Origin of the sequence: Labrys wisconsinensis, from assembly GCF_030814995.1 — a bacterium.
In the GTDB taxonomy this organism is placed as follows: Bacteria; Pseudomonadota; Alphaproteobacteria; order Rhizobiales; family Labraceae; genus Labrys; species Labrys wisconsinensis.
The window spans coordinates 108,098-132,031 of sequence record NZ_JAUSVX010000017.1 but is presented as its reverse complement, the minus strand read 5'-3'; the positions used below and the strand labels follow the sequence as shown (position 1 = coordinate 132,031).

Genomic DNA, 23,934 nt, shown 5'->3' with positions numbered 1-23,934 from the left:
GCTGCATAGCCCCTGAGGGGAAGAGCGCGCAACCCGCCGGGGCGGAGCGCCGCCTCAGCCCTCCGTCTTCTCGCCGACGCGCTTCACCGCATCATGACCGTGGGCGGCCATGAACAGGTGCACCTTGTTCTGGAAGCTCGGATCGTCGCCGTCGGCCAGCAGCTCGGCGAAATCGGCGCAGGCGGTGGCGAGATCCTCGACCCAGGGCATCTCGGCCTTGGCGAAGTCGTTGAGCACGTAGGAATAGACCAGCGCCTTGTCGCCGGGATGGCCGATGCCCAGGCGCACCCGCCAATATTCGTTGCCGCAATGGGCGGTGATCGAGCGCAGGCCATTGTGCCCGGCATTGCCGCCGCCGCGCTTGACCCTGAGCTTGGCCGGTGCCAGGTCGAGCTCGTCGTGGAAGACGAACACGTCGGTGACGCCCACCTTGTAGAAGCGCATGGCCTCGCCGACGGCACGGCCGCTCTCGTTCATGAAGGTCATGGGCTTGAGCAGCAGCACGCGCTCGGCGCCGAGGCTGCCCTCGCTCACCTCGCCCTGGAAACGCGCCCGCCAGGGCGCGAAACGATGCCGGCGAGCGATCTCGTCCAGCGCCATGAACCCGATATTGTGCCGGTTGCCGGCATATCTGGGGCCCGGATTGCCCAGGCCGACGAAGAGACGCATGGGGTCCCCTGACGCTGCGACGCCGATGGCCCAAATGCAAATGCGAGGAGCGGAACGTATCCGGCCCTCGCATCGCTCGGGATTGGGATAAGGGCGCCGGCCTCGTCCGATCGTCGCGGACGGGCCGGAGCCGTTACTTCTTCTCCGGCGCCGGAGCGGCCGCAGCGGCGTCGGCGGCCGGAGCGGCTTCCGTCTCCGTCGTCGGCGGCACGATCGAGACCAGCGTCAGGTCGCCCTGCGTCGCCGAGCTCACGCCGGCGGGCAGCGCGATCTGCGAGATGTGCAGCGATTCGTTGATGTCGAGCGCCGAGACGTCGACGTCGATCGATCCGGGGATGGCGTCGGCCGGGGCCAGCACGGTCACGGTATGGGTGACGATGTTCACCGAGCCGCCGCGCTTCACGCCCGGCGAGGCGCCGGCGTTGACCGCATGCACCGGCACGTCGACGCGGATCCGCTCGCCGACCGAGATGCGCAGGAAGTCGACATGCTCGACCGTGTCCTTGACCGGATCGAGAGCATAGTCGCGCGGGATGACGCGGGTCTTCTCGCCGGCGACGTCGATCTCGAAGACCGTGGTCAGGAAGTGACCGGCATAGACGAGAAGAGTCATCGTCTTGTCGTCGAGAGCGATGGGCAGGGGGGGCTTGCCGGCGCCGTAGATGACGGCGGGAATCTTGCCGGAACGGCGAACGGCACGTGCGGCCCCCTTGCCGACACGCTCGCGCGCCGTAGCGGTAATCTGCTTGACAGCGGACATGGTGGAATCCTCAGGATCGAAACAAAAGGACCGCCGAACGGCGGCCATCCGTCCGCTTTGCCTCCAGGGGTGTCTGGTCGCGGACGCGCGGGACATACAGGCAGAGCGGGCAAAAATCAACTGCCGAGAGGCGCACCGGACGCGACGGCGGTTCGACGAGCCCGGATCAAACCGGCTCATCCGGAGACTGATCCTCGAGAATGGCGCCCACGTCCCGCTGGCCGTGCAGGATGCGCACGACGATCACATGCTCGGGCTGCACGAGATAGTAGATCCGCAAAGCCGCAAATCCCTTCACCGGCCAGGACCGCAGCCCTGCCAGCAACGGATTGGCGAGGAAGCGCGGCGCGCCGATGCCGGGTTGGCTCGTCACGATGTCGACCGACGTCTGGACCGCGTTCAGGAACCGCTCGGCCACGGTGGCGCCGGCATCGTCGAGATACCAGCCATATTGCCGAAGAATGTCATCGCGAGCGGCCGACCGGATGATCGGCGTCACGGCACGGCTTTTCCATCTGCGGGGCGGGCGAGGCGCTTGGCGGCCTCCTTGCGCAGGTCGGTCCAGAATTGCGCATCGATGGTCTGGGTGCCCTCCTGCTGCAGCCCGGCCAGCAGAAGAGCTTCGAGCCGCGCATCGCGCTCGCGGGCCTGGGCCTCCCGCAGCAGGCTGCGGAAATATTCGCTCACATTGCCATAGCCGCCGCCCGCCACCTGCGCATCGACGAAGGACTTCAGCGCCTCCGGCAGGGAAATCGTCACGGTCGTCATGGCCCCTCCCGCCTCCACGGATAATATCTGTTCTTATCAAATAAGATGGAGTGGCGCGAGCGGCAACGCCGAGCGATGCGACAGGACTACAGCAGCCCGAAGAACGTAATACTGCCGCGGATCTCGTCGCGCAGGGCGGTGAAATGGTCGCCCGGCACGGCGGCAGCCTGCACGTCCAGCCCTGCCGCCCGGGCGCGCTCGGCGGTCAGGCGGCTCGGCTCGGCGAGACGTGTCTCCTCGCTGCCGTGCAGGATGCGCACCGGGCACTTGAAGCTGGTGGCAAAGCACAGCGCCGAGCGCATCTGCAACTCGCGCACGTCGTGCGTGTCGAAGCAGACCTCCTCGGGGAAGCGCCGGAAGAAGGCGGCGGCATCCGGATTGCCGGAGAAGGTGGTGGCGCCGCGGAACAGCCGCGAGCTCATGGCGGCGAGCAGGGCCTGGGTGGCGCCGATGCTGTGGCCGGCCAGGAAGAGGCGGTCGCGGTCGACGCCCGGCAGGCCGGCGAAGAGGTCCGCGGCGGCGAGCACGTCGTCGGTCTCGTTGTAGAAGGCGGAGAAGGCGCCGGGCAGGCCGTTCTCGCCGCGCAGCGCCGGCACCATGGCGACATAGCCGGACAGGCGATAGGGCAGCGTCAGGTCCCAATGATCCGTGCTCAGGGCATTGCCGCCGTGCAGGAACAGCAGCGCCGGCCGCTTGCCCGGACGCGTCGCCTCCTCCGACACCCAGGCGGCGAGCTCCAGCGCGCCCGAGCGATAAGCGAGGCGCACCGCCCCCGGCGGCGCGGTCAGCGGGTCGCCCTCGTCCGGCGCCGGGCCGCGCCGCGTCAGTTGCGTGCGGAACTGCGTGCGCGCCTGCGCATAGTCGGTGGTGATCAGGGGTGGCACGGATGGCGCGGAAAGCGCAGCGCCGGGCCGGAAGGGCGCCAGGCCGGCGAGCATGGCGCCGAGCACCGTGCGCCGCGTGGCGATCAGCCGACGTGCCATCCCGACCTCCGCGCCAAGACCCCGCCCTTTGCAGCAGGCGATTGCGTCGAAACCATGCCCGCCGGTCAGCCCAGCACACGACCGGCGACGGCGTCGAGCCTGGCGAGGAGCGCGGGGTCGCGCGCCGCCGGCGCCGTCATGATCGCATGGTCGAGCGCCCGGTCGGAGCCCGCCGGACAGGGCTCGTGCTCGGCCGGGAAATCGCGTGCCACCCGCGCCACCAGGCGGCGGGCCCGCTCGGCGTTGGCGGCCATGACCGCCACCACCGCCGCGGCCGAGACATGGTCGTGCCCGGGGTGCCAGCAGTCGAAATCCGTGACCATGGCGATCGAGGCATAGGCGATCTCCGCCTCGCGGGCGAGCTTGGCCTCGGGCATGGCCGTCATGCCGATCACGGCATAGCCCAGCCCCCGGTAGGTCTCGCTCTCGGCCCGGCTGGAGAACTGCGGACCCTCGATGCAGACCAGGGTGCCGCCGCGCGTGACCGCGATGCCCTCGGCATCGGCGGCGGCCGCGACGCGCTCCTGCAGCCGCGGCGCCACCGGATGGGCCATCGACACGTGGGCGACGCAGCCGCGGCCGAAGAAGGAGCTCTCGCGCCGGTGGGTGCGGTCGACGAACTGGTCGACCAGCACGAAGGTCCCCGGCGGCAAGTCCTCCCGGAACGAACCGACGGCGGTGAGCGAGACGAGGTCGGTCACGTCAGCCCGCTTCAGGACGTCGATATTGGCGCGATAATCGATGTCGGAGGGCGACAGCCGGTGCCCGCGCCCGTGCCGCGACAGGAACACCACCTTGGTCAGGCCGATGCGCCCGATGCGCAGCGCATCCGACGGCTCGCCCCAGGGGCTGGCCAGCCGGACCTCCTCGACGTCGGCGAGGCCCGGCAGGTCGTAGATGCCCGAGCCGCCGACGATGCCGAGCACCGCCTTGGCCATGTCACCGCCTCCCCATGCGAGAAGGGCCCCGTCCGGGGCCCTTCGTAAGCTCAACTATCGCCGCGGCGCTCAATGCGCGCCGACCGCCGACCACACCCGCTTCTTGGTGAAGTAGAGCAGGCCCGACAGCACGACCAGGAAGAGGATCACCTTGAAGCCGGTGCGCTTGCGCTCCTCCAGCTTCGGCTCCGCCGCCCACATCAGGAAGGCGGCGACGTCGCGGGTGTACTGATCCACGGTCTGCGGCGTGCCATCGGTATATTCCACCTGGCCGTCGCTGATCGGCTTGGCCATGGCGATGAAATGCGGCGCCGGGAAGATCTTGTTGTAATGCGCGCCGTCCGGAACCTTGACGCCCTCCGGCGGCTTCTCGCCCTTGGCTTCGTCGAGATAGCCGTTGGTGATCAGCGCATGGATATAGTCCGGCCCGCCTTCCTGGTACTGCCGGAAGATGTCGAAGATGAAGCCAGGGAAGCCGGGCGATTCGCCGCGCGCCTTGGCGAGCAGCGACATGTCAGGCGGAATGGCGCCGTTGTTGGCGGCGCGCGCGGCGTTGTCGTTGGCGAAGACCAGCGGGAAATAGTCCGCCGGCCGGCCCTTGCGCGGGTTGACCTCGCCCTTGTCGTCGGGCTCGCCCGGCACGTCGTATTCGGCCGCCAGCGCCTTGACCTGGCCCTCGGTGAAGGCCGGGCCGCCCGGGTCCGACAGGTTGCGGAAGGCGACGCGGTGCAGGCTGTGGCAGGCCGAGCAGACTTCGCGATAGACCTTGAAGCCGCGCTGCAGCTGCGCCTGGTCGTAGGAGCCGAACGGGCCCCAGAAGCTCCAGCTCAGGCGCTGGGGCGTGGCCTCCTCCTCGGCCCGGGCCGGCAGGGCGGCGGTGCCGAGCGCCAGCGCCATGCCGAGGGCCAGGGTGGTGAGGCGAGACAGGTTCAACTTCGACATCGTCATCTCTCTCAAGCCTGCCTCAGCCCTTGGTCTGCGGCGCCGCGGCAGCGCCCACGCTCACCGGCGCAGCCCCCTTGGAGCGGGCCAGCACCGCGTCGGCGATCGAGGCCGGCAGCGGCTTGGTCTTTTCCACCAGGCCGAGCACCGGCAGCACGATCAGGAAATGCGCGAAGTAGAGCACGGTCAGGATGCGCGAGGCGATGACGTAGCCCCCTTCCGGCGGCTGGGAGCCGAGATAGCCCAGGCCCACGACCACCGCGCCGAAGATCCAGATGAACTGGCGGTAGAGCGGCCGGTAGTTCGCCGAGCGCACCTTGGACGTGTCGAGCCAGGGCAGCAGCGCCAGCATGACGATGGCGCCGAACATCAGCAGCACGCCGCTGAGCTTGTCCGGGATGCCGCGCAGGATGGCGTAGAAGGGCAGGAAGTACCATTCCGGCACGATGTGCTGCGGGGTGACGCCCGGATCGGCCGGCACGTAGTTCACGGCATCGCCGAGATAGTTCGGGATGTAGAACACGAACCAGCTGTAGAAGATCAGGAAGCAGGCGACGCCGAACGCGTCCTTCAGCGTCGCGTAGGGCGTGAAGGCCACGGTGTCCTTGGGCGACTTCACGTCGACGCCGTCAGGGTTGTTCTGCCCGACGACATGCAGGGCCCAGACATGCAGCGCCACCACGCCGACCAGCATGAACGGCAGGAGGTAGTGCAGGGAGAAGAAGCGGTTGAGGGTCGGATTGCCGACGGAATAGCCGCCCCACAGCCAGGTGACGATCGGGTCGCCGATGACCGGCAGGGCGCTGAACAGGTTGGTGATGACGGTGGCGCCCCAGAACGACATCTGGCCCCAGGGCAGCACGTAGCCCATGAAGGCGGTCGCCATCATCAGGAGGAAGATCACCACGCCGAGCAGCCAGAGCACCTCGCGCGGGGCCTTGTAGGAGCCGTAATACATGCCGCGGAAGATGTGCACGTAGACGGCGAGGAAGAACATCGAGGCGCCGTTGGAGTGCAGGTAGCGGATCAGCCAGCCATAGTTCACGTCGCGCATGATGTGCTCGACGGAGGAGAAGGCCATCGTCGCCTCGGGCGTGTAGTGCATCACCAGGACCACGCCGGTGACGATCTGCGCCACCAGCATGAACGACAGGATGGCGCCGAAGGTCCACCAGTAGTTCAGGTTGCGGGGCGTGGGATAGGCGATGAAGGAGGAATGGACGAGGCCGCCGATCGGCAGGCGGCTTTCGAACCAGCGCCCGATGGCGCTCTTGGGAGTCCAGGTCGACGGTCCGCTCATGAGTTCATGACCTTGGCTGGTTTTCTTGGGTCTGAAATCGGCGTCAACCGATGACGATCTTGGCGTCGCCCTCGAAGGCGTAGGGCGGAATGTACAGGTTCAGCGGCGCCGGCCCCTGCCGGATGCGGCCGGACGTGTCGTACTGCGAGCCGTGGCAGGGGCAGAACCAGCCCTTGTAGTCACCCTCGTAGCCGATCGGCACGCAGCCCAGATGCGTGCAGATGCCGATGACGACCAGCCATTGCGACTTGTCCTTCTTGACGCGATCGGAATCGGGCTGCGGGTCGCGCAGCGTCGCGACGTCGACGTCCTCGGCGGCCTTGATCTCGACAGGCGTGCGGTGGCGCACATAGATCGGCTTGCCGCGCCAGAAGATCTTGATCTCCTGGCCCTCGACGATCGGCGTCAGGTCGACCTCGACGGGGGCGCCCGCGGCGATCGTCGCCTGGTCGGGATTCATCTGGCTGATGAAGGGCCAGATCGCGCTCGCCACCCCCACGGCGCCGACGGCGCCGGTGGCGACATAGATGATATCCCTGCGGCTGACCGGTATGGTGGTGTCGTGCGTGGAAGCCACGGCTCGATCCTTCTTTGCACCCGCCCCGGCCCCGAACCGGAACGCCGGGCGTGCCAGGGCCCGAAGCCGCGGCCACCCATCTTTGGACTCAACTCCCTATCGTCGCGACCTCCCAGATCACGGCGAAACGGGGGCAACTCCGATGCTTCGGCTCATGCCATCCTGTTGCGAAGTTGTCTAGATCGCACATGACCGCAAGGCGCTATGTCGCATCAGGACGCCGGGGCTGCCGCATGGCTGCCACAATCCGCCGACGCGTCGACAAGCCGCAGCGGCCTCCTTAAGAATCGCGCGCAATGCTCACGCTCGCTCTCTACCAGCCCGACATTCCGCAGAACGCCGGCACCATGCTGCGCCTGTGCGCCTGCCTCGGCGTCGAGGCGGCCATCGTCGAGCCCGCCAGCTTCCCGGTCTCCGACCGCGCCTTCCGCCGCGCCGGCATGGACTATCTCGACCGCATCGCCATCACGCGCCACGTCTCCTTCGCCGCCTTCGAGGACTGGCGGCGGGGGCGCGGACGCCGCCTCGTCCTGCTCTCGACCCGGGCCGCCCTGCCCTATGCCGAGTTCGCCTTCGACGCCGACGACGTCGTGATGGTCGGGCGCGAATCCGCCGGCGTGCCCGACGCGGTGCACGCGGCCGCCGACGCCCGGCTCCTGGTGCCGATGCGCCCGGGCCTGCGCTCGCTCAACGTCGCCGTCGCGGCGGCCATGGTGCTCGGCGAGGCGCTGCGGCAGACCGGCGCGCTCGCCGCCCTCGCCTCGGCGGCCTCGTGACACTATGGTGCGGCGCAACGAATGGCTGCCGGCGGGCGCCGCCCGGGCCGGGCAGCGCGCGAAGAGCCCCGGCCGTTCAAGGCCTTGGCGGGATATCCTCGACCGGGATCGCATCCCGGCTCGAGGCTCCCGCCTGCGAGACGGAACCCCTGCCGTGACCGACACCTCCCTGCCCCCCGACATCGAAGCCAGGAAAGCGGCGGCCCGCGCCTGGTTCGAAGCGCTGCGCGACCGGATCTGCGCCGCCTTCGAGGCCATCGAGGACGCGCTGCCGGCGACCATGCCCTTGGCCGACCGGCCGCCGGGCCGCTTCGAGCGCAGGCCCTGGGAGCGCACCGACCATTCCGGCCTGCCCGGCGGCGGCGGGGTGATGGGGCTGATGCACGGCCGCGTCTTCGAGAAGGTCGGCGTGCACTGCTCCACGGTGTTCGGCGAGTTCTCGCCGGAATTCCGCAAGGACATCCCCGGCGCCGCCGATGACCCGCGCTTCTGGGCCTCGGGCATCTCGCTGATCGCCCATCTCCACAATCCCAATGTGCCGGCCGTGCACATGAACACCCGCTTCGTGGTGACGTCCAAGGCCTGGTTCGGCGGCGGGGCCGACCTCACCCCGGTGCTGGAGCGCCGGCGCAGCCAGGACGATCCCGACAGCATCGCCTTCCACGCCGCGCTGAAGGCGGCGTGCGATGCCCATGCCGTCGCCGACCACGCCCGGTTCAAGGCCTGGTGCGACGAGTATTTCTTCCTCAAGCACCGCAACGAGCCGCGCGGCATCGGCGGCATCTTCTACGACTGGCTGAGCTCGGGCGACTGGGACGCCGATTTCGCCTTCACCCGCGCCGTGGGCGAGGCCTTTCTCGGCGTCTATCCCGGCCTGGTGCAGCGCAATGTCGCGACGCCCTGGAGCGAGGCCGAGCGCGAGGAGCAGCTGGTGCGGCGCGGGCGCTATGTCGAGTTCAACCTGATCTACGACCGCGGCACCCTGTTCGGCCTGCGAACGGGCGGCAATGTCGATTCGATCCTGTCCTCGCTGCCGCCCGTGGTGAAATGGCCGTGAGGGCCTTCGTCGCGCCGTCATGCAAGCGCCCTAGGCTCCTCAGTCGAATCTCTCGGGACGGACCGTGGCTCCGATTTGAGAGATTCGTCTAATCCATTGAGATTGATCAGGATTTTCGAGGCCGTCCGCGGGCGGAGTTCGAACATCCTGGCTGGCGCACGCAACAGGAGGCGGCGATGATCAAGGCTGGAGACGTGGTGGTGCTGAAGTCGGGCGGTCAGCCGATGACCGTGGTCGAGGTCAAGGATACGGACGCGGTCTGCGTCTGGATGGGCGAGGAGGGCGACCTCTTCCGCGATACGCTGCCGTTCCTGGCCCTCGACCTGGTCGAGGTCGAGGACGACGAGGCCGAGGACGAGGAAGACGACGAAGAGGAAGACGAGGAGGAAGAGGAAGACGAGGAGCATTCCAAGGCGGTGGCGTAACCCAGCCTCCCGACCGTCCCCTCTCGACGGAACGCCCTCTCCCGAGGGCGTTCCTCAGTCCGCCGCCGGCAGGCGCCGCCGTTCCCTAGTCCGCTGCCGGCAGGCGGCGCATGGTGACGCAGATCCGCCCGTCGGGCAGCTCCTCCCAATATTCGATCTCGGTCATGTAGGCTGCCTTGGGATAGCGCGCGAACAGGTCGCGCGCATGCGCCCGCGCCTCCTCACGCGGCAGCGTGAAGGTCTCGCGGCGAAAGCCGTCCTCCGGCTCGGCGCGGCGGCTGGCGTGCTTGCGGGCCAGATCCCTTGGACGAGCGTCGGTGCTGCGCATGGTCCGTCCCTTGGATGAGGGGGGTTAAGTCTAGGCCCGGCCTGCGAAAGAGTCGAATCGGCGGCCTTTGCAAAACTGCAAGGCCTCGTCGCGATCGCGGCTGTTGGAAAGCGCCGCGCTTTGCCGGCATATGGCGAAGCCGGGGTGCCGTCCGGGCACCCGCCGCAAGCCATTCGGAGCCACCATGCCCGCCCAGAAGACCGTTGCCGTCCTCGTCGGCAGCCTGCGCAAGGAATCCTTCAGCCGCAAGGTCGCCAAGGCCCTCGCCGCCCTCACCCCCGACCTCGCCTTCACCTTCGTGGAGATCGGCAACCTGCCCTTCTTCAACCAGGACCTCGAGGCCCAGCCGCCGGCCGAGTGGGTCGCCTTCCGCAACGAGATCAAGGCGGCCGACGCCGTGCTGTTCGTCACGGCCGAGTACAACCGCTCGGTGCCGGCCGTCCTGAAGAACGCCGTCGACGTCGGCTCGCGCCCCTATGGCCAGGGCGTGCTGATCGGCAAGCCCGCCGGCGTGGTCTCGACCTCGATCGGCGCCATCGGCGGCTTCGGCGCCAACCATCACCTGCGCCAGTCCCTCTCCTTCCTGGCCATGCCGACGCTCGACCAGCCGGAAGCCTATATCGGCGGCACCGGCAGCCTGTTCGAAGGAGACGCGCTCGCCAACGAGGGCACGAGCGACTTCCTCGTCGCCTACGGCAAGGCCTTCACCGCCTGGGTCGCCAGGCACACGGCCTGATCCCGCGCGCGGCACGTCGGGAATCGACTCGTCCGGCACGAGCGTGCACTCTTGCCTCCTTGGGGGAGCCGCACCGATGCCCGAGTCCCGACAGATCGCCGCCCGGCCGTTCGACTATCCCTATGACGGGCGGCTCCGTCCGGAGCGGACGGCGCTGCTCGTCATCGACATGCAGGTCGACTTCCTGTCGGGCCAGGGCTATTTCGCCCGCAAGGGCTATGACCCCGCGCCGCTGCGCGCCATCCTGCCGGCGGTCAACGCGGTCATCGCCGCGGCCCGCGCCGCCGGCTGCCTCATCGTGCACACCCGCCAGGGCTACCGCGCCGACCTCGCCGACATGACAGACTACGAACGCTGGCGCCGGCGCCGGGCCGGCCTGGAGGGCACCGACGTGCTGCTGCGCTCCGCGCCGGGCTTTGCCATCGTGCCCGAGATCGCGGTCGCGGGCGAGGACGTCATCGTCGACAAGACCGCCAACGGCGCCTTCACCCATACCGACCTCGAGCACGTGCTCAGGGCCAGGGGCATCACCCACATCCTCTTCACCGGCTGCACCACCGACGTCTGCGTCACCACCACCCTGCGGGAAGCCGCCGACCGCAACTTCCAGTGCCTGCTCGTCGAGGACGCCTGCGCCAGCGGCGACGCCTACGCCCATGCCGCCGCCGTGCACATGGTCACGGTCGAGGACGGCGTCTTCGGCGTGGTGGCCCGTGCCGCCGACGTCGTCGCCGGCCTGACGGGGGGCGGGTAGCCCGCGGGAGCGCCTCAGTCCTGCGGGTCGGAAGCCAGCCGGCCGCCGGTCGCCCAGTCGTGGTGCCTGACGTCGACGAACACCACGTCGACCGCCTCGGCCGGGCAGCGCAGCACCCTCACCGCCTCCTGCGTCACCGCCGCGGCGAATTCGCGCTTCTGCTCGACGGTGCGCCCGTCCAGCAGCTCCACCCGTATCATCGGCATGCCGGTCTCTCCCGCGTCCATGGCCGGGCCCCATCCCGGTCCCGGCGCCTCGCGAGCCCACCGTGGCCGATCCGGCCGGCGGATGCTATGGTCGGCGCCCATGGACTCCCAGGGATTCACCGTCTTCGACACGGCCATCGGCCCCTGCGCCCTTGCCTGGAGCGCGCGCGGCATCGTCGGCCTGCAGCTGCCAGAGGCGAGCGCCGCCCGCACCGGCGCGCGCCTGAAGGCGCGTTTTCCCCAGGCCGTCGAGAGCCCGCCGTCAGCGGCGGTGGCGGCGGCGATCGAGGCCGTGCGCGCCCTGCTCGCCAGCGGTCGCGGCGATCTTTCCGCCATCGCGCTCGACCTCGACGGCGTGCCGCCCTTCCACCGCAGCGTCTACGACGTGGCGCGCGCCATTCCGCCCGGCGAGACGCTGACCTATGGCGAGGTCGCGGCCCGGCTGGGCGACCCCGGCGCGGCGCGCGCCGTCGGCCAGGCGCTCGGCCAGAACCCTGTCGCCGTCATCGTGCCCTGCCACCGCGTGCTGGCAGCCGGCGGGCGCACCGGCGGCTTCTCCGCCAATGGCGGGGTCGAGACCAAGCTCAGGATCCTCACCATCGAGCGGGCCCGCACCGGCGACGCCCCGCTCCTGTTCGACGACCTCCCGCTGGCCGCCAAGGCCCGCCCGAAGCGCTGAGCCCGGCCCGCCTACCCCCGCGCCCGGGTCCATAGGTCGACGCCGCCGTCGAGGGCGTGGCGGTCGATCTCGGCGAGCTCCTCGGCCGAGAATCCCGGGCCGTCCGCCGCATCGAGGCAGGCGTCGAGCTGCTCCACCGTGCGCGCGCCGATCAACGCCGAGGTCATTGCCGGCTGGCGCAGCACCCAGGCGATCGCCATCCCGGCCAGGCTCTGGCCGCGGCGCCGGGCCACGGCGTCGAGGCCCTTCAGGCGCGCGATCGTGTCCGGTGTCAGGATGCGCTCGCTGAGCGAGCCGCCGCGGGTGACGCGCGAGCCCGCCGGCACGCCGGCGAGATATTTGTCGGTGAGCAGGCCCTGCGCCAGCGGCGAGAAGGCGATGCAGCCGATGCCGAGCTCGGCCAGCGTGTCGAGCAGCCCGCCCTCCACATGGCGGTTGATCATGGAATAGGAGGGCTGGTGGATCAGGCAGGGCGTGCCGAGCGCCGCGAGGATGCCGGCGGCCTGCCGCGTCTGCTCGGGGGAATAGGAAGACAGGCCGACATAGAGCGCCTTGCCCTGGCGCACGGCGCTGTCGAGCGCCCCCATCGTCTCCTCGAGCGGCGTCTGCGGGTCCGGCCGGTGCGAATAGAAGATGTCGACATAGTCGAGCCCCATGCGCTTCAGGCTCTGGTCGAGGCTGGCGAGGAGGCTCTTGCGCGAGTTCAGCGAGCCATAGGGCCCCGGCCACATGTCGTAGCCGGCCTTGGTCGAGACGATGATCTCGTCGCGATAGGGCTGCAGGTCGCTCGCCAGGATCCCGCCGAAATGCTCCTCGGCCGAGCCCGGCGGCGGGCCGTAATTGTTGGCGAGGTCGAAATGGGTGACGCCGCGGTCGAAGGCGCGCCGGACCATCGCCCGGCCGGTCTCTGCGACATCGACGCCGCCGAAATTCTGCCAGAGCCCGAGGGAGATCACCGGCAGCCGCAAGCCGCTGCGGCCGGTGCGGCGATAGGCGAGGCCGGCATAGCGGCCGGGGTCGGCGAGATAGGGCATGGCGCGTCTCCGGGTGGCGGCCGAGGTTTGGGCCGACGCGGGCGGCGCGTCAATGCCGGGCCGGCGTCCGGCATGCCTCGCGACAGGGCATATCCTCGCCTGGAGGGGCTGACCGTCTTGACCACCGGAATCCCGCCATGTCAGATTCCGGCCATTCCGACATCGGAGACCTGCCGTGTTCGCACCGCTCACGGACGGAGGCTTGCACCCGCACGCCTGGACCTGCGCCATCCGCGTCTGCAGCGCCTACGAGGCGCGCCAGCACGGGCAGGCCTGGGGCACGACCCATCTCCTGTCCATCCGCCAGCCTGCCATCAAGCTCAGGACCATGCAGGGCATTCCCGAGGACCGGCATCTCGCCCTCCTCTTCGACGATGTCGAGGACGAGGACGAAGGCCGGGCGCCGACGCCCGAGCACGTGGCGGCCGTCTGCGCCTGGACGGACGGGCTGCCCGCGGATGCCAGGCTGCTGATCCACTGCATGCAGGGCGTCCACCGCTCGGCTGCGATCGGGCTCGGGCTGCTGGCGCGCTATCTGACACCGGAGCGGGCCGGCGCCGTGCTGCACGGCCTGCGGCCGGTCGCCGAGCCGAACAAGCTGATGGTCAGCCAGTGGGACGCGGCGCTCGGTCATGACGGCGCGCTGAACCGGATCGCCAGGCGCTTTCCCTGCCGGACGTGGAAGGGGAAGGACGGGTGATCGGGTGTTGGCCGGTACGGCGCGCAGTGCGCTACGGCTCCGCTCGTCAGTCTCGGGGCGCCGGTCCCACAGGCGACCTCGTCCGGTCGGCCACTCCTGCTGGTTTGATCGCGATCGATGCTCTCGCGTCGTAGACTTTGGCCCCAGTAGAGGTGCCAGCTCGGAGCCTGCCCATGAAGCGCGCCGCGATTCTCTGCCTTGCCCTGCTGATCGTCCCTCGGGCGGCTTCCGCCGCTGCGACATCGATCGCCTGCTCCTATCCCAAGGATCAGGAGCTCACCTTCGACGTGCCGAAGAAGCCCGGCGTCTTGCCGTCGATCGAGTTCGACTACCCGTCCAAGGTGACGCTGTTCAGCTTTCGCGACGGCAATCTGCTTCTGGTCGCAATGGATGCGGAGGAAAGCACCCGCGTGAGGGTCGTGATCTCGGCGCAGCGCGACAAGGCGAAAGGCCTCTATATCGGCCAGATCGTCACCGATGCCGGCGGCAACCAGCTCATGCTCGACAATGGTCCCGTCACCTGCAGGATGAAGGACTGACGCGCGGGCGCTGCAGCTTGCGCATGCCCGCCCCGCCTCCGCCCCTCACCGCGTCCGCGGCACCCAGCCTTCCCGCGCCCACATCGCCGCCAGCGCGCCGAGCAGCAAGGCCAGCCCGAGCAGCCCGCCGAACAACGGCAGCACGCCGACGCCGCGCACCACGCTGACATCGGCCTGCTTGAACCCGATCCAGCCCTCGCCGCCGAAGCTGCTGCCCGTCGACACCAGCGCCACGCGCGGCACGACGACGCCGCTTCCGCCGGCGGGGTCGGCGACGCGGCGGACCGTGCCGTGGGTCTCCTCGGTGAGCGGCGCCAGGCGCGCCTCGGTCGAGACCACCTCCTGGAATTCGCGCGGATTGGCCGGCCCGACATTGGCCAGCGCCGTCAGCGTGCCGTCGGTGACGCGCCACAGGCCCATGGTTCTGGTGGCGAACGTGCCGCGCCACAGGCCGGGCTCGGCCTCCTTGAGCTGCAGCTGGCTCTGCTCGCCGGTCGGCCCGGTCACGGTCACCGGCGCCGCGGTGTCGGCCATGGTCTGGCGCTCGACCAGGAGGTCGGCGCCGCGCGCGGAGGCCCGGAGCGCCTCCTCCTCCAGGTCCGGCTCCTTCATCAGCCAATGCGACAGGCGCCGCAGCAGGTCGACATAGGGCCCGCCGCCCTCGAAGCCGCGCGCCCACAGCCAGACATGGTCGGACAGCAGCATCGCCACCCGCCCCTTCTGCTGGCGCGACAGCACCAGGAGCGGCTCGTCCTTGGCGCCGGACATCACCTCCGTGCCGCCCTTCTGCGTGGTCTCCACCGTGCGGAACCATTCGCTCCAGGCCGGCGGGTCGACGGTCGATCCCGGCAGGTCGCGCGTCACCGGATGGCGCTTGCCGAGATCGGTGACCTTCGGCCGGAACGGCTGCTCGATCACCCCGCCGGTCGGCTCGGCCGGCAGGATGTCGGCGAGCGAGGTGCCCCAGAGGCTGGAGTCGGAGGCGTAGTCCGGGCCGGAGGCCAGCATCACCGCGCCGCCGTTGCGGACATATTCGGTGATGTTGTCGAAATACATCTGCGGCAGGATGCCTTCCTGCGCGTAGCGGTCGAAGATGATCAAGTCGAAATCCGAGATCTTCTCCGCGAACAAGGTGCGCGTCGGAAAGGCGATCAGCGACAATTCGTTGATCGGCGTGCCGTCCTGCTTGTGCGGCGGGCGCAGGATGGTGAAGTGCACCAATTCGACATTGGCGTCGGCCTTCAGGAGATTGCGCCAGGTGCGCTCGCCCGCGTGCGGCTCGCCGGAGACCAGCAGAACCCGCATCTTGTCGCGGATGCCCTCGATCGACAAAACCGCCTTGTTGTTGACGTCGGTGAGCTCGCCCGGCACGGCCTCGGCGTCGAGCTCGACGATGTTGGCGCCGCCATGGGCGATCTCGACGTCGACGTCGGAGACCGCGCCGACCGCGACGCTGCGCCGGGCGATCTCCTCGCCGTCGCGGCGCACCACCACGGTGGCGCTGCCCGGCATGTCCGGCCCATGGTCGATGACGCGGAAGCGCACGGTCTGGGTCTTGCCGACGATGCCGAAGCGCGGCGCCTCCACCAGGGCGATGCGCCGGTCGCGCTCGTCGGCATGGCCGGTGATCAGGGCGTGCACCGGCGCGCTGAAGCCGAGCGCCGCCGCCTTGGCCGGCACGTCGTCCACCTCGCCGTCGGTGACGATGATGGCGCCGCCCACCCGCTCGGGCGGCACGTCGCCGAGCGCGTTGGCGAGCGCGCCGAACAGCTGCGTGCCGTCGGCGCCGATGCCGTTGGCACCGGCATCGATCATGCGCACCTCGGTGTCGTGCAGGCCCTTGAGGCGCGCGGCCAGCGCGTCGCGCACCGCATCGGTCTGCGCCGTGCGCTCACCCAGCCCCTGCGAGGCCGAGCGGTCCAGCACCACCGCCACCACGTTCGGCAGCGTCTCGCGGTCCTGGCGCATCACCGACGGGTTGGCCAGCGCCAGCACGGCCAGCGCCAGGGCCAGGGCCCGCACGATCGCCCCACGCAGCCCGGCGCCGAGATTGAGCAGGGCGACCACGCCGGCGACGGCGGCGACAGCCCACAGCACCGGCCAGGGCAGGAAGGGCGAGAACGAGAGGGACAGGCCCGCCATCATTGCCCCAGCCTCTCCAGCAGCGCCGGGACATGCACCTGGTCCGCCTTGTAGTTGCCGGTCAGCGCATACATCACCAGGTTCACCCCGCCGCGATAGGCCATCTCGCGCTGGCGCGGGCCGCCCGGGGTCAGCGGGAACAGCGGGCTGAGGTCGGGCCCCACCGCCCATGCCCCCGCGAGATCGTTCGAGGTGATGATGATCGGCGAGACGCCGTCGCCCGCGCGGGCCGGCCGGTCGCTCTCGTCGGCGCTCTCGGCCGGCATCGCCTCGACCCACGTGTCGCCGCTGTCATAGCGGCCCGGGAACTTCTCCATGAGGTAGAAGGTCTTGGTCAGGACATGGTTGCGCGGCACCGGCTCCAGCTCGGGAATGTCGAGGGACGACAAGAGCTTCTGCAGGGTTGCTCCGGCCGGGGTCGAGCCGAGGCCCGCGCTCTGCTCCAGAGCGTCGCGGGTGTCGAACAGCATGGTGCCGCCCGACTTCATGAAGGCGTCGACCTTGGCCATGACGGCCGGGGGCGGCGGCGGGGCGCCCGGGACGATCGGCCAGTAGATCAGCGCGTGGAAGGCGAGCTCGTCGCGGGCGAGGTCGATGCCCATCGGCGGTCCCGGCTCCAGCGCCGTCCGGTCGGTGATGAAGGCGGTGAGGCCGCGCAGGCCGGCCAGGCTGGTGTCGTCCGTGTCCTTGTCGCCGGTGACGACATAGGCCAGATGCGTCTTCAGCGCCGCCTCGAAGTCGACGGCGGGCTTGTCCTGCGCCCGCGCGCCGCCGGGATGCGGCAGGACGAGCGCCAGCGCCAGCAGCGCCGCGCCGCCGGCCGCGCCCGTGAGGCGCCTCAGCCGCGCCGCGCCGCCCGCCAGGGCGAAGACCAGCAGGCTGTCGGCCATGAGCAGCGCCAGGGCCGCCAGCAGCAGCGCCGGGGCGAGGTCGCGCGGCGCCGCCACCGCGTAGGAGGAGAGGCGCGCGCCCGGCCAGTCCGGCACGAGCGGCGTCAGCGTCGCGTCCTTGGCCAGGGTGTTGACGGCGACCAGCCCTTCCGGCGGCCCGTAGAAGCCGGGCGGATGCTCGTTGCCGCCGATGCCGGGAGCGTCGGCGCGCACCGGCCGGGCCGTCGCCGGCGGCGCCTCGAAGCTGCCGGTCCCGTCCAGGGTGCGGGCCGGCGCCAGCATGGTCGGCTCGGCGGCGCGCCGCGATTCGTCGCCGACCTTGACCGTGGTGCCCGCCAGCGCCACCAGCCGCCGCAGCATCTCCACGAAGCTGCCGGAGAGCGGCAGGTTCGACCAGGTCGTGTCGGCGGTGACGTGGAACAGCACCACCAGGCCCTTGCCGTGCCGGGCCGCGGTGACCAGCGGCGTGCCGTCGGCCAGCACCGCCCAGGTGCGGGCGGGCAGGTCGCCGTCGGGCTCGGCCAGCACCTGCCGCGTCACCGTCACGTCGCCCGGCACGGCCATGCCGGCGAAGGGCCCGTTCTGCGGGAAGGTGCCGAGCGCCTGCGGCCGCTCCCACGACAGCGCGCCGCCGAGCGTGCGTCCGCCCCGGCGCAGCGTCACCGGCACCAGCGTGTCCGAGGCGGCGGTCAGGCGCGAGCCGGCGAAGCGCACCAGCACGCCGCCGCCGTCGACCCAGTCGCCCAGCCTGCCTTCGGCCTCGCCGAGCTTGCCGACATCGGCCAGCATGATGACCGGCAGCTTGTCGTCGATGAAGCGCAGGATCGATTCGCCCGGCGAGGTGCCTTCGGCCGGCCGCACGTCGGCGAAGGGCTGCAGCGCCTGCGTCAGATAATAGGTGCCCGACAGCAGCGGCTGGGCGGTGTCCGCGGTCTGGCCGGAGGCGATGCCGACGGTTCGCCGCCGCCAGCGGTCGTCGAGCAGCTGCACCGCGCCGGCCGAGTGCTCGCCGGCGATCTCGATGCGGGCGACGTCGTTGCGCAGGTCGACCGGCACATCGAAGCGCGCCGCCGTCTCGCGCTCGCCGGCGGCGAAGGCATAGCGCGCCTCGCCGACCGGCAGGCCCTTGACGTCGCGGGCCCGCACCACGCCGGCCGGCGGCGCGCCGTCGAGGGCGCGCAGCACCCGGACCGTCAGGGCGCCGGGAGCATTGTCGGCGCCGGCGAGGGCCAGGGCACCGCGGCTGGTATCCTGCACCACCTCGACCGGACGGCCGGCGAGCAGCGTCTTCAACCCGTCGACGAAGGCGTCGGGACGGGCGGCGAGCCCGTCGGCGAACCAGACGATCTCGGCCGCCGGCTCGCGCGTCAGGAAGTCCGACAGGCTCTTGAGATGCGCGGCCCGGTCCGGCGTCCACGGCTCGGGCCTCAGCGCCCGCAGGTGGGCGCGCACATCCGGCGCCGCGGCGAGCGACAGGTCCGCCGCCGGCTCGGCCGTCGCCAGCAGGGCGACGGAGCGCCCGGCGGCCTCGGCGGCGGCGATGCGGTCCTCGACCACCCGGGTCCTGAGCTCCCAGTCGCGGGCCGAGGCCCAGCCGTTGTCGACCAGCAGCAGCAGCGGCCCGGATCCCGCCGCCGGGCCGGCCCGCGGATTCCATACCGGCCCGGCCAGCATCAGGATGATCAGCGCCGCCAGGCCGAGGCGCAGCGCCGTCAGCCACCAGGGCGTGCGCGCCGGGGTCTCCTCGGTCGGCGTCAGGCCGAGCAGCAGCTTGAGCGGCGGAAAGTCGATCCGCCGCGGCCGCGGCGGCACGAGGCGCAGCAGCACCCAGAGCGCCGGCAGCGCCGCCAGCGCCAGCAGCATCATCGGCGCGGTGAAGGCGAGCGGGATCACGGCCGCGTCCCTCCGGACGCCTGCAGCAGCGGATAGAGCGCCAGCAGGACCTGGGAGGCCGGCCTGTCGGTGCGGTGCAGCGTCAGCGTCCAGCCGAAGCGGCGCATGTCGCGGCGCAGCGCCTCGCGATGGGCGGCGAGGCGCTCGACATAGCCTTCGCGCAGAGCTTGGACGCGCCCGGCGGTCAGCCGGAACCCGTCCTCCGGATCGACCAGCTCGGAGCGCCCGGCGAAGGGGAAGGTCTCCTCCACCGGGTCGGCGACCATGACGAGGTGCCCACGCGCCCCGCGCGAAGCCAGCGCCGCCATCCGGGCGGCCGTCTCGGCGGCCGGCGCGAGAAAATCCCCGACCAGCACCGCCTCGGTGTGCGGCGCCAGCGCCGTGGCGGCCGGCAGGCCCTGCGGTGCGGTGCGGTCGGCGAGCATCGCCTCGGCGAAACGCTCGACCACGTTGCGGCTGGAGGAGGGCCGTGCCGTGCCGATCAGCCCGACGCGCTCGCCGCCGCGCACCATGAGGTCGGCCAGCGCCAGGGTCAGCACCAGCGCCCGCTCGATCTTGGGCGCCTGGGCCAGCGACGAGGCATAGGCCATGGAGGCCGAGCGGTCGGCCCAGAGCCAGACCGTATGGGCCGATTCCCATTCGCGCTCGCGCACGTAGAGATGGTCGTCGCGGGCCGAGCGGCGCCAGTCCACCCGCGCCGCCGCTTCGCCGAAGCTGAAACGCCGGAACTGCCAGAAATTCTCGCCGACGCCGGCCTGGCGCCGGCCGTGCAGCCCGTGCACCGCCGCGCTGGCCACCCGCCGGGCCTCGACGGCGAGCCGCGGCAGGGCGTGGGCGAGATCGAGCGCATGCTGCTCGATGCGCGGGCCGGGCCGGGCGTCAGCATCGGTGAGAAGGCGCGTGGCTACCGCCAAATCCCTATCCTATCGTCCGGACGAGGCGTGCGATCACGCCCTCGATCGTATCGCCCTCGGCGCGCGCGGCGAAGGTCAAGGCCATGCGGTGCTTGAGGATCGGCTGTGCCAGCGCCACCACGTCGTCCGCCGAGGGGGCGAAGCGCCCCTCGAGCAGCGCGCGGGCGCGGACCGCCAGCATCAGCGCCTGGCTGGCGCGGGGCCCCGGCCCCCAGGCGATCTTGCCCTCCAGCTCCTTCAGCGCGCCGGGCCGGGCGGCCCGCACCAGGTCGAGGATCGCCTCCACCACGCTCTCGCCCACCGGCAGGCGCCGCACCAGGCGCTGGGCGTTGAGGAGGTCGTCGGTGGTCATCGCCTGCCTGGGCGGAATCTCCTCGACGCCGGTGGTGAACAAGAGGATGCGCTTTTCCGCCTCGCGGTCGGGATAGGGCACGTCGATCTGCATCAGGAAGCGGTCGAGCTGGGCTTCGGGCAGGGGATAGGTGCCCTCCTGCTCCAGCGGGTTCTGCGTCGCCAGCACGTGGAAGGGCTTGGGCAGGTCGAACCGGTCGCCGGCGACGGTGACGTGATATTCCTGCATGGCCTGCAGCAGCGCCGACTGGGTGCGCGGCGAGGCGCGGTTGATCTCGTCGGCCATCAGGAGCTGGGCGAAGATCGGGCCCTGCAGGAAGCGGAAGGCGCGCTTGCCGGCCGAAGTCTCCTCCAGCACCTCCGAGCCGAGGATGTCGGAGGGCATCAGGTCCGGGGTGAACTGCACGCGCCGGGCATCGAGCCCGAGCACGATGCCGAGCGTCTCCACCAGCTTGGTCTTGGCGAGGCCCGGCACGCCGACGAGCAGGCCGTGCCCGCCCGAGAGCAGCGTGATCAGCGCGCCGTCGACCACCGCCTCCTGTCCGAAGATCACGGCGTGGATCGCCGCGCGCGCCGCCTTGATCTGGGCTGCGGTGCTCTCGGCGGAACGGACGATCACCTCGTCGAGGCTGGTGGCGGGTTCGCTGCTCATCATCTCCTCATGGTCCCGGACTGCGGCGAGTCCGGCAAGACTGGCGGCCCATCTCTGCACAGGCCCGACACGGGCTCGGACAAACGTCCGGAAGCAACATCCGGGCCGATGGTGGCGGAAAGGCGGCCGCCGAGCCCATGGCGGAGCCCCGGACGGCTGCGGCCTATCGTCCCGTCGCGCCCGGGATGCCGCTGAGGAAACGCCGTCGCCCCCGGTCCGGGTTTCCCTCGCCGGCTCGCCCCCATGCGAGGCCGGCGCGGCATCATGCCAGCATTTCCAAAGGCTTGGTCCCCGCCCCTCACGGGGTTTCCCTCCGCATTCGATCAAAGTATCGTGACCGCGTCATGTGGAAGCGCCGGTGAGCGAACCGAGAAGACCGAACCTGGACGGATTGACCGAGGCCGCCAGGACCGCGGCGGCGGGCGCCAGGGAACCGCCGCCGGTGCACCTGTGGCATCCGGCCTTCTGCGGCGACATCGACATGCGCATCGCCGCCGACGGCACCTGGTACTATCTCGGCAGCCCGATCGGCCGCCTGCCCCTGGTCAAGCTCTTCGCCTCGATCCTGCGCCGGGACCCGGAGCGCTACGTGCTGGTGACGCCGGTCGAGCGCGTCGGCATCGCCGTGGAGGACGCGCCCTTCGTCGCGGTGGAGATGGCCGTGGCCGGGGAGGCGCCGTCCCGCACGCTGTCCTTCCGCACCAATGTCGACGACTGGACCGTTGCCGGCCCCGACCATCCCCTGCGCTTCGAGGCCGGCGCCTCGGACGGGCTCAAGCCCTATGTGCATGTCCGCGCCGGGCTCTGGGCCCGGGTGAGCCGCGCCCTGTTCTACGATCTCGTCGCCATGGGCGAGACCCGGGCGGTCGACGGCGTCGACATGTTCGGCGTCGCCTCCGGCGGCAGCTTCTTCGCCATGGCGCCGGCGCACGAGATCGGCGGGGCGGACTGAGCTGCTGCCGTCGCGAGCCGAATCACCGCGCGAGCCTTGCTGCCGAAGGCGCGGGTCGGCCCGAGACCATGTAAGAGCGGCGCAGCGGAGCGAAGACCGCGGGTGCTCGCCGGGCGATCTGGTTAATTCTGCTTGCCCGCGGCACGCGAGAGCTTGCCACCTGCCCGTCTCACTTGCACGACTCGCTACCATGTCTTGCATGCCGGTCGTATTGCAGCGCGTCGATAATCGTTCTCCCCGAGAAAAAGATTGTCTACTGTGGCCCTGAAAGACAAAATCCTTGCGTGCCGCCCGGTTTTTGTATAGCGAACTCGCATCATCAATGAACGTGGCAGAAAAGCCCATGGATACCCCCTCCGCTCCGACCGGATCCGACGATCTTCTGGAGCTCACGGCGAACGTCGTCGCCGCCTATGTGAGCAACAATTCGATCTCCGCCGCGGCCCTCACGGGCTTCATCGGCGAGGTGCACGCCGCGTTCAGGAAAGTTGCGGCGGGAGAACCCGCCCCGACCGTCGAAGCGCCGAAGCCGGCGGTGCCGATCAAGAAGTCGGTCATGCCCGACTACATCATCTGCTTGGAGGACGGGCGCCAGTTCAAGTCGCTGAAGCGTCATCTTCGCACGGCTTTCGACATGACTCCCGCCCAATACAGGGAGAAGTGGAGCCTGCCGCACGATTATCCGATGGTGGCGCCCAATTATGCGGCGGCCCGCTCCAAGCTGGCCAAGACCATGGGCCTCGGCCAGGTGCGCACCGCCGCCAAGGCCAAGCCGGCGCGCGCGCCGCGCAAGGCCAAGGCGTCCTGATCCGCCCCGGCGGGCCGCTGGCCCGTCCTGTTCCGCCGGATCCACGCCGCGGGAAGCGGGCGGTGTATGTCCAGGGCTCCACGTGCCGGAGCCCCGCCGCATGTCGACCATCGCCCGTCCCCTCCTCCGTGGCCTCGCCCTCGCAGCGCTGCTGGCCTGCGCCGGCCCTGCGTCGGCCGCCGAAGGTCCGAGGGCGCCGGCCAGCGAGGCCGGGCCCGTTCAGATCTTCCCGCCCGGCTTCACGCCCCTGACGCCGGAGCGCGAGCAGGCGCTGAAGCCGCGGGACAGCTTCCGCGAATGCGAGCATTGCCCGGAGATGGTGGTCGTGCCGCCCGGCAAGTTCGTCATGGGCACGCCGGCGAACGAGCCGGATGCCGACGCGGACGAGCATCCCCAGCACGCCGTCACCATCCCTGCCGCCTTCGCCGTCGGGCGATTCGCCGTCACCTTCGACGAGTGGGACGCCTGCGCCGCCGCCGGCGCCTGCCCGGCCAAGCCGGACGATCGCGGCTTCGGACGCGGCCGGCGACCGGTGATCGACGTCAACTGGGACGAGGCCAAGACCTATCTCGCCTGGCTGTCGCGCACGGCCGGGCGGACCTACCGCCTGCCGACCGAGGCGGAGCGCGAATATTTCGCCCGCGCCGGCACCAGGACGCCGTTCTGGTTCGGCCGGACCATCTCGCCGGCGCAGGCCAACTACAAGGCGTCCATCCCCTACGGCAGCGGCCCGCGCGGCGAGGATTCGACCGGGACCCTGCCGGTCGACAGCTTCCGCCCCAACCGGTTCGGGCTCTACCAGGTCCACGGCAACATCTGGGAGTGGACCGAGGACTGCTACAAGAAGACCTATGTGGAAGTGCCCGCGGACGGCTCGCCGATGCGGGAGGGCAAGTGCGACGAGCGCGTCCGGCGCGGCGGCGCCTGGAGCGACGTGCCCTGGTTCCTGCGCTCGGGCAAGCGCTGGAACACCAAGCCGTTCACCGGCGGCCCGGATATCGGCTTCCGCGTCGTGCGCGACCTGCCCGCCGCCGGCGCGCCGGGCTGAGCGCCCGCCGCGCGCTCCGGCCGCGGTGGACAATCGCCTTGCCTGTGCGAAGCTGGCGCACCGCCCGTCGGCGCGGCCGCGACCGGCCGCCGCGACGCGGCTCGCGAGGCGAT

The 23,934-nt window shown here is 70.7% G+C and carries 27 protein-coding genes; 11 read left to right on the top strand and 16 right to left on the bottom strand.

Features of this window, described 5'->3' with window-relative positions; translation table 11 throughout:
• Positions 1–54 precede the first annotated feature (54 nt).
• The 9 genes from pth to petA form a co-directional block, all read right to left on the bottom strand.
• Positions 55–669 carry an aminoacyl-tRNA hydrolase gene (gene pth / locus QO011_RS33290; protein ID WP_307282213.1) on the bottom strand — a complete coding sequence of 205 codons (615 nt, stop codon included), beginning with the start codon at positions 667–669 and terminating at the stop codon, positions 55–57.
• 133 nt (positions 670–802) lie between these two features.
• Positions 803–1,429, bottom strand: a complete 627-nt coding sequence (locus QO011_RS33285; protein ID WP_307282211.1) for a 50S ribosomal protein L25/general stress protein Ctc — start codon at positions 1,427–1,429, stop codon at positions 803–805.
• A gap of 166 nt (positions 1,430–1,595) precedes the next feature.
• The gene (locus QO011_RS33280; RefSeq protein WP_307282209.1) at positions 1,596–1,928 is read right to left on the bottom strand and encodes a type II toxin-antitoxin system RelE/ParE family toxin; all 333 of its coding nucleotides are present in this window, start codon (positions 1,926–1,928) and stop codon (positions 1,596–1,598) included.
• Complete coding sequence (locus tag QO011_RS33275) at positions 1,925–2,197, bottom strand: type II toxin-antitoxin system ParD family antitoxin (protein ID WP_307282207.1); 273 nt, start codon at positions 2,195–2,197, stop codon at positions 1,925–1,927. The genes QO011_RS33280 and QO011_RS33275 overlap by 4 nt, the downstream gene beginning before the upstream one ends.
• Positions 2,198–2,283: 86 nt before the next feature.
• The gene (locus QO011_RS33270) at positions 2,284–3,180 is read right to left on the bottom strand and encodes an alpha/beta hydrolase family protein (RefSeq protein WP_307282205.1); all 897 of its coding nucleotides are present in this window, start codon (positions 3,178–3,180) and stop codon (positions 2,284–2,286) included.
• Between the two features lie 65 nt (positions 3,181–3,245).
• Positions 3,246–4,118 (bottom strand): S-methyl-5'-thioadenosine phosphorylase, encoded by an 873-nt coding sequence (locus tag QO011_RS33265; RefSeq protein WP_307282203.1) that lies wholly within the window; start codon positions 4,116–4,118, stop codon positions 3,246–3,248.
• A gap of 69 nt (positions 4,119–4,187) precedes the next feature.
• Positions 4,188–5,060 carry a cytochrome c1 gene (locus QO011_RS33260; protein WP_370882048.1) on the bottom strand — a complete coding sequence of 291 codons (873 nt, stop codon included), beginning with the start codon at positions 5,058–5,060 and terminating at the stop codon, positions 4,188–4,190.
• Positions 5,061–5,082: 22 nt separating this feature from the next.
• Complete coding sequence (locus tag QO011_RS33255) at positions 5,083–6,360, bottom strand: cytochrome b (RefSeq protein WP_307282201.1); 1,278 nt, start codon at positions 6,358–6,360, stop codon at positions 5,083–5,085.
• A gap of 43 nt (positions 6,361–6,403) precedes the next feature.
• Complete coding sequence (gene petA / locus QO011_RS33250; protein ID WP_307282200.1) at positions 6,404–6,937, bottom strand: ubiquinol-cytochrome c reductase iron-sulfur subunit; 534 nt, start codon at positions 6,935–6,937, stop codon at positions 6,404–6,406.
• Positions 6,938–7,233: 296 nt separating this feature from the next.
• Here petA and QO011_RS33245 point away from each other — a divergent pair, with 296 nt between their 5' ends.
• The 3 genes from QO011_RS33245 to QO011_RS33235 all read left to right on the top strand — a co-directional run bounded on the left by QO011_RS33245 (position 7,234) and on the right by QO011_RS33235 (position 9,195).
• Positions 7,234–7,713, top strand: coding sequence for a tRNA (cytidine(34)-2'-O)-methyltransferase (locus tag QO011_RS33245; protein ID WP_307282199.1), 480 nt, complete (start codon positions 7,234–7,236; stop codon positions 7,711–7,713).
• Positions 7,714–7,846: 133 nt separating this feature from the next.
• A complete protein-coding gene (hemF, locus tag QO011_RS33240) occupies positions 7,847–8,770 on the top strand; it encodes an oxygen-dependent coproporphyrinogen oxidase (RefSeq protein ID WP_370882050.1) in 924 nt (307 codons plus the stop codon).
• 176 nt (positions 8,771–8,946) lie between these two features.
• Complete coding sequence (locus tag QO011_RS33235) at positions 8,947–9,195, top strand: YodC family protein (protein ID WP_307282196.1); 249 nt, start codon at positions 8,947–8,949, stop codon at positions 9,193–9,195.
• A gap of 85 nt (positions 9,196–9,280) precedes the next feature.
• Here the strand turns inward: QO011_RS33235 and QO011_RS33230 are convergent, their stop codons facing one another.
• Positions 9,281–9,523, bottom strand: a complete 243-nt coding sequence (locus QO011_RS33230) for a hypothetical protein (RefSeq protein ID WP_307282195.1) — start codon at positions 9,521–9,523, stop codon at positions 9,281–9,283.
• Between the two features lie 184 nt (positions 9,524–9,707).
• Here QO011_RS33230 and QO011_RS33225 point away from each other — a divergent pair, with 184 nt between their 5' ends.
• Together QO011_RS33225 and QO011_RS33220 are read left to right on the top strand one after the other, a co-directional pair.
• Positions 9,708–10,259 (top strand): NADPH-dependent FMN reductase, encoded by a 552-nt coding sequence (locus QO011_RS33225; RefSeq protein ID WP_307282193.1) that lies wholly within the window; start codon positions 9,708–9,710, stop codon positions 10,257–10,259.
• A 76-nt stretch (positions 10,260–10,335) separates the two neighbouring features.
• Entirely contained in the window at positions 10,336–11,013 is a 678-nt protein-coding gene (locus tag QO011_RS33220; protein WP_307282192.1) for a cysteine hydrolase family protein, read from the top strand.
• Positions 11,014–11,027: 14 nt separating this feature from the next.
• Here the strand turns inward: QO011_RS33220 and QO011_RS33215 are convergent, their stop codons facing one another.
• A complete protein-coding gene (locus QO011_RS33215; protein ID WP_307282191.1) occupies positions 11,028–11,219 on the bottom strand; it encodes a 4-oxalocrotonate tautomerase in 192 nt (63 codons plus the stop codon).
• A 100-nt stretch (positions 11,220–11,319) separates the two neighbouring features.
• On the opposite strand from QO011_RS33215, the gene QO011_RS33210 reads away from it, so the two are divergent.
• Positions 11,320–11,898 (top strand): methylated-DNA--[protein]-cysteine S-methyltransferase, encoded by a 579-nt coding sequence (locus QO011_RS33210; RefSeq protein ID WP_307282190.1) that lies wholly within the window; start codon positions 11,320–11,322, stop codon positions 11,896–11,898.
• An 11-nt stretch (positions 11,899–11,909) separates the two neighbouring features.
• Here the strand turns inward: QO011_RS33210 and mgrA are convergent, their stop codons facing one another.
• Positions 11,910–12,932, bottom strand: coding sequence for an L-glyceraldehyde 3-phosphate reductase (gene mgrA, locus QO011_RS33205; protein ID WP_307282189.1), 1,023 nt, complete (start codon positions 12,930–12,932; stop codon positions 11,910–11,912).
• A gap of 175 nt (positions 12,933–13,107) precedes the next feature.
• Between mgrA and QO011_RS33200 the strand changes: the two genes are divergently transcribed.
• Both QO011_RS33200 and QO011_RS33195 read left to right on the top strand, forming a co-directional pair.
• Positions 13,108–13,632 (top strand): phosphatase, encoded by a 525-nt coding sequence (locus QO011_RS33200; protein WP_307282187.1) that lies wholly within the window; start codon positions 13,108–13,110, stop codon positions 13,630–13,632.
• Positions 13,633–13,805: 173 nt separating this feature from the next.
• A complete protein-coding gene (locus QO011_RS33195) occupies positions 13,806–14,171 on the top strand; it encodes a hypothetical protein (RefSeq protein WP_307282186.1) in 366 nt (121 codons plus the stop codon).
• A gap of 45 nt (positions 14,172–14,216) precedes the next feature.
• Here QO011_RS33195 and QO011_RS33190 read toward each other — a convergent pair whose 3' ends face one another.
• From QO011_RS33190 to QO011_RS33175, 4 genes are read right to left on the bottom strand one after another with little or no spacing between them, the layout of a single operon-like run.
• Complete coding sequence (locus tag QO011_RS33190; protein WP_370882047.1) at positions 14,217–16,313, bottom strand: hypothetical protein; 2,097 nt, start codon at positions 16,311–16,313, stop codon at positions 14,217–14,219.
• Positions 16,313–19,096: a DUF4159 domain-containing protein gene (locus QO011_RS33185; protein ID WP_307282184.1), complete on the bottom strand. Its 2,784-nt coding sequence runs from the start codon at positions 19,094–19,096 to the stop codon at positions 16,313–16,315. The genes QO011_RS33190 and QO011_RS33185 overlap by 1 nt, the downstream gene beginning before the upstream one ends.
• The gene (locus QO011_RS33180; RefSeq protein ID WP_307282183.1) at positions 19,093–20,010 is read right to left on the bottom strand and encodes a DUF58 domain-containing protein; all 918 of its coding nucleotides are present in this window, start codon (positions 20,008–20,010) and stop codon (positions 19,093–19,095) included. The genes QO011_RS33185 and QO011_RS33180 overlap by 4 nt, the downstream gene beginning before the upstream one ends.
• Positions 20,011–20,014: 4 nt before the next feature.
• On the bottom strand, positions 20,015–21,016 hold the full coding sequence (locus tag QO011_RS33175) for an AAA family ATPase (protein WP_307282182.1): 1,002 nt from the start codon (positions 21,014–21,016) through the stop codon (positions 20,015–20,017).
• A 355-nt stretch (positions 21,017–21,371) separates the two neighbouring features.
• Here QO011_RS33175 and QO011_RS33170 point away from each other — a divergent pair, with 355 nt between their 5' ends.
• From QO011_RS33170 to QO011_RS33160, 3 genes are all read left to right on the top strand, one after another.
• On the top strand, positions 21,372–21,965 hold the full coding sequence (locus QO011_RS33170; RefSeq protein ID WP_307282180.1) for a DUF1285 domain-containing protein: 594 nt from the start codon (positions 21,372–21,374) through the stop codon (positions 21,963–21,965).
• A gap of 343 nt (positions 21,966–22,308) precedes the next feature.
• Positions 22,309–22,773: a Ros/MucR family transcriptional regulator gene (locus QO011_RS33165; protein ID WP_307282311.1), complete on the top strand. Its 465-nt coding sequence runs from the start codon at positions 22,309–22,311 to the stop codon at positions 22,771–22,773.
• A gap of 100 nt (positions 22,774–22,873) precedes the next feature.
• Entirely contained in the window at positions 22,874–23,821 is a 948-nt protein-coding gene (locus QO011_RS33160; RefSeq protein WP_307282179.1) for a formylglycine-generating enzyme family protein, read from the top strand.
• Positions 23,822–23,934: the final 113 nt, after the last annotated feature.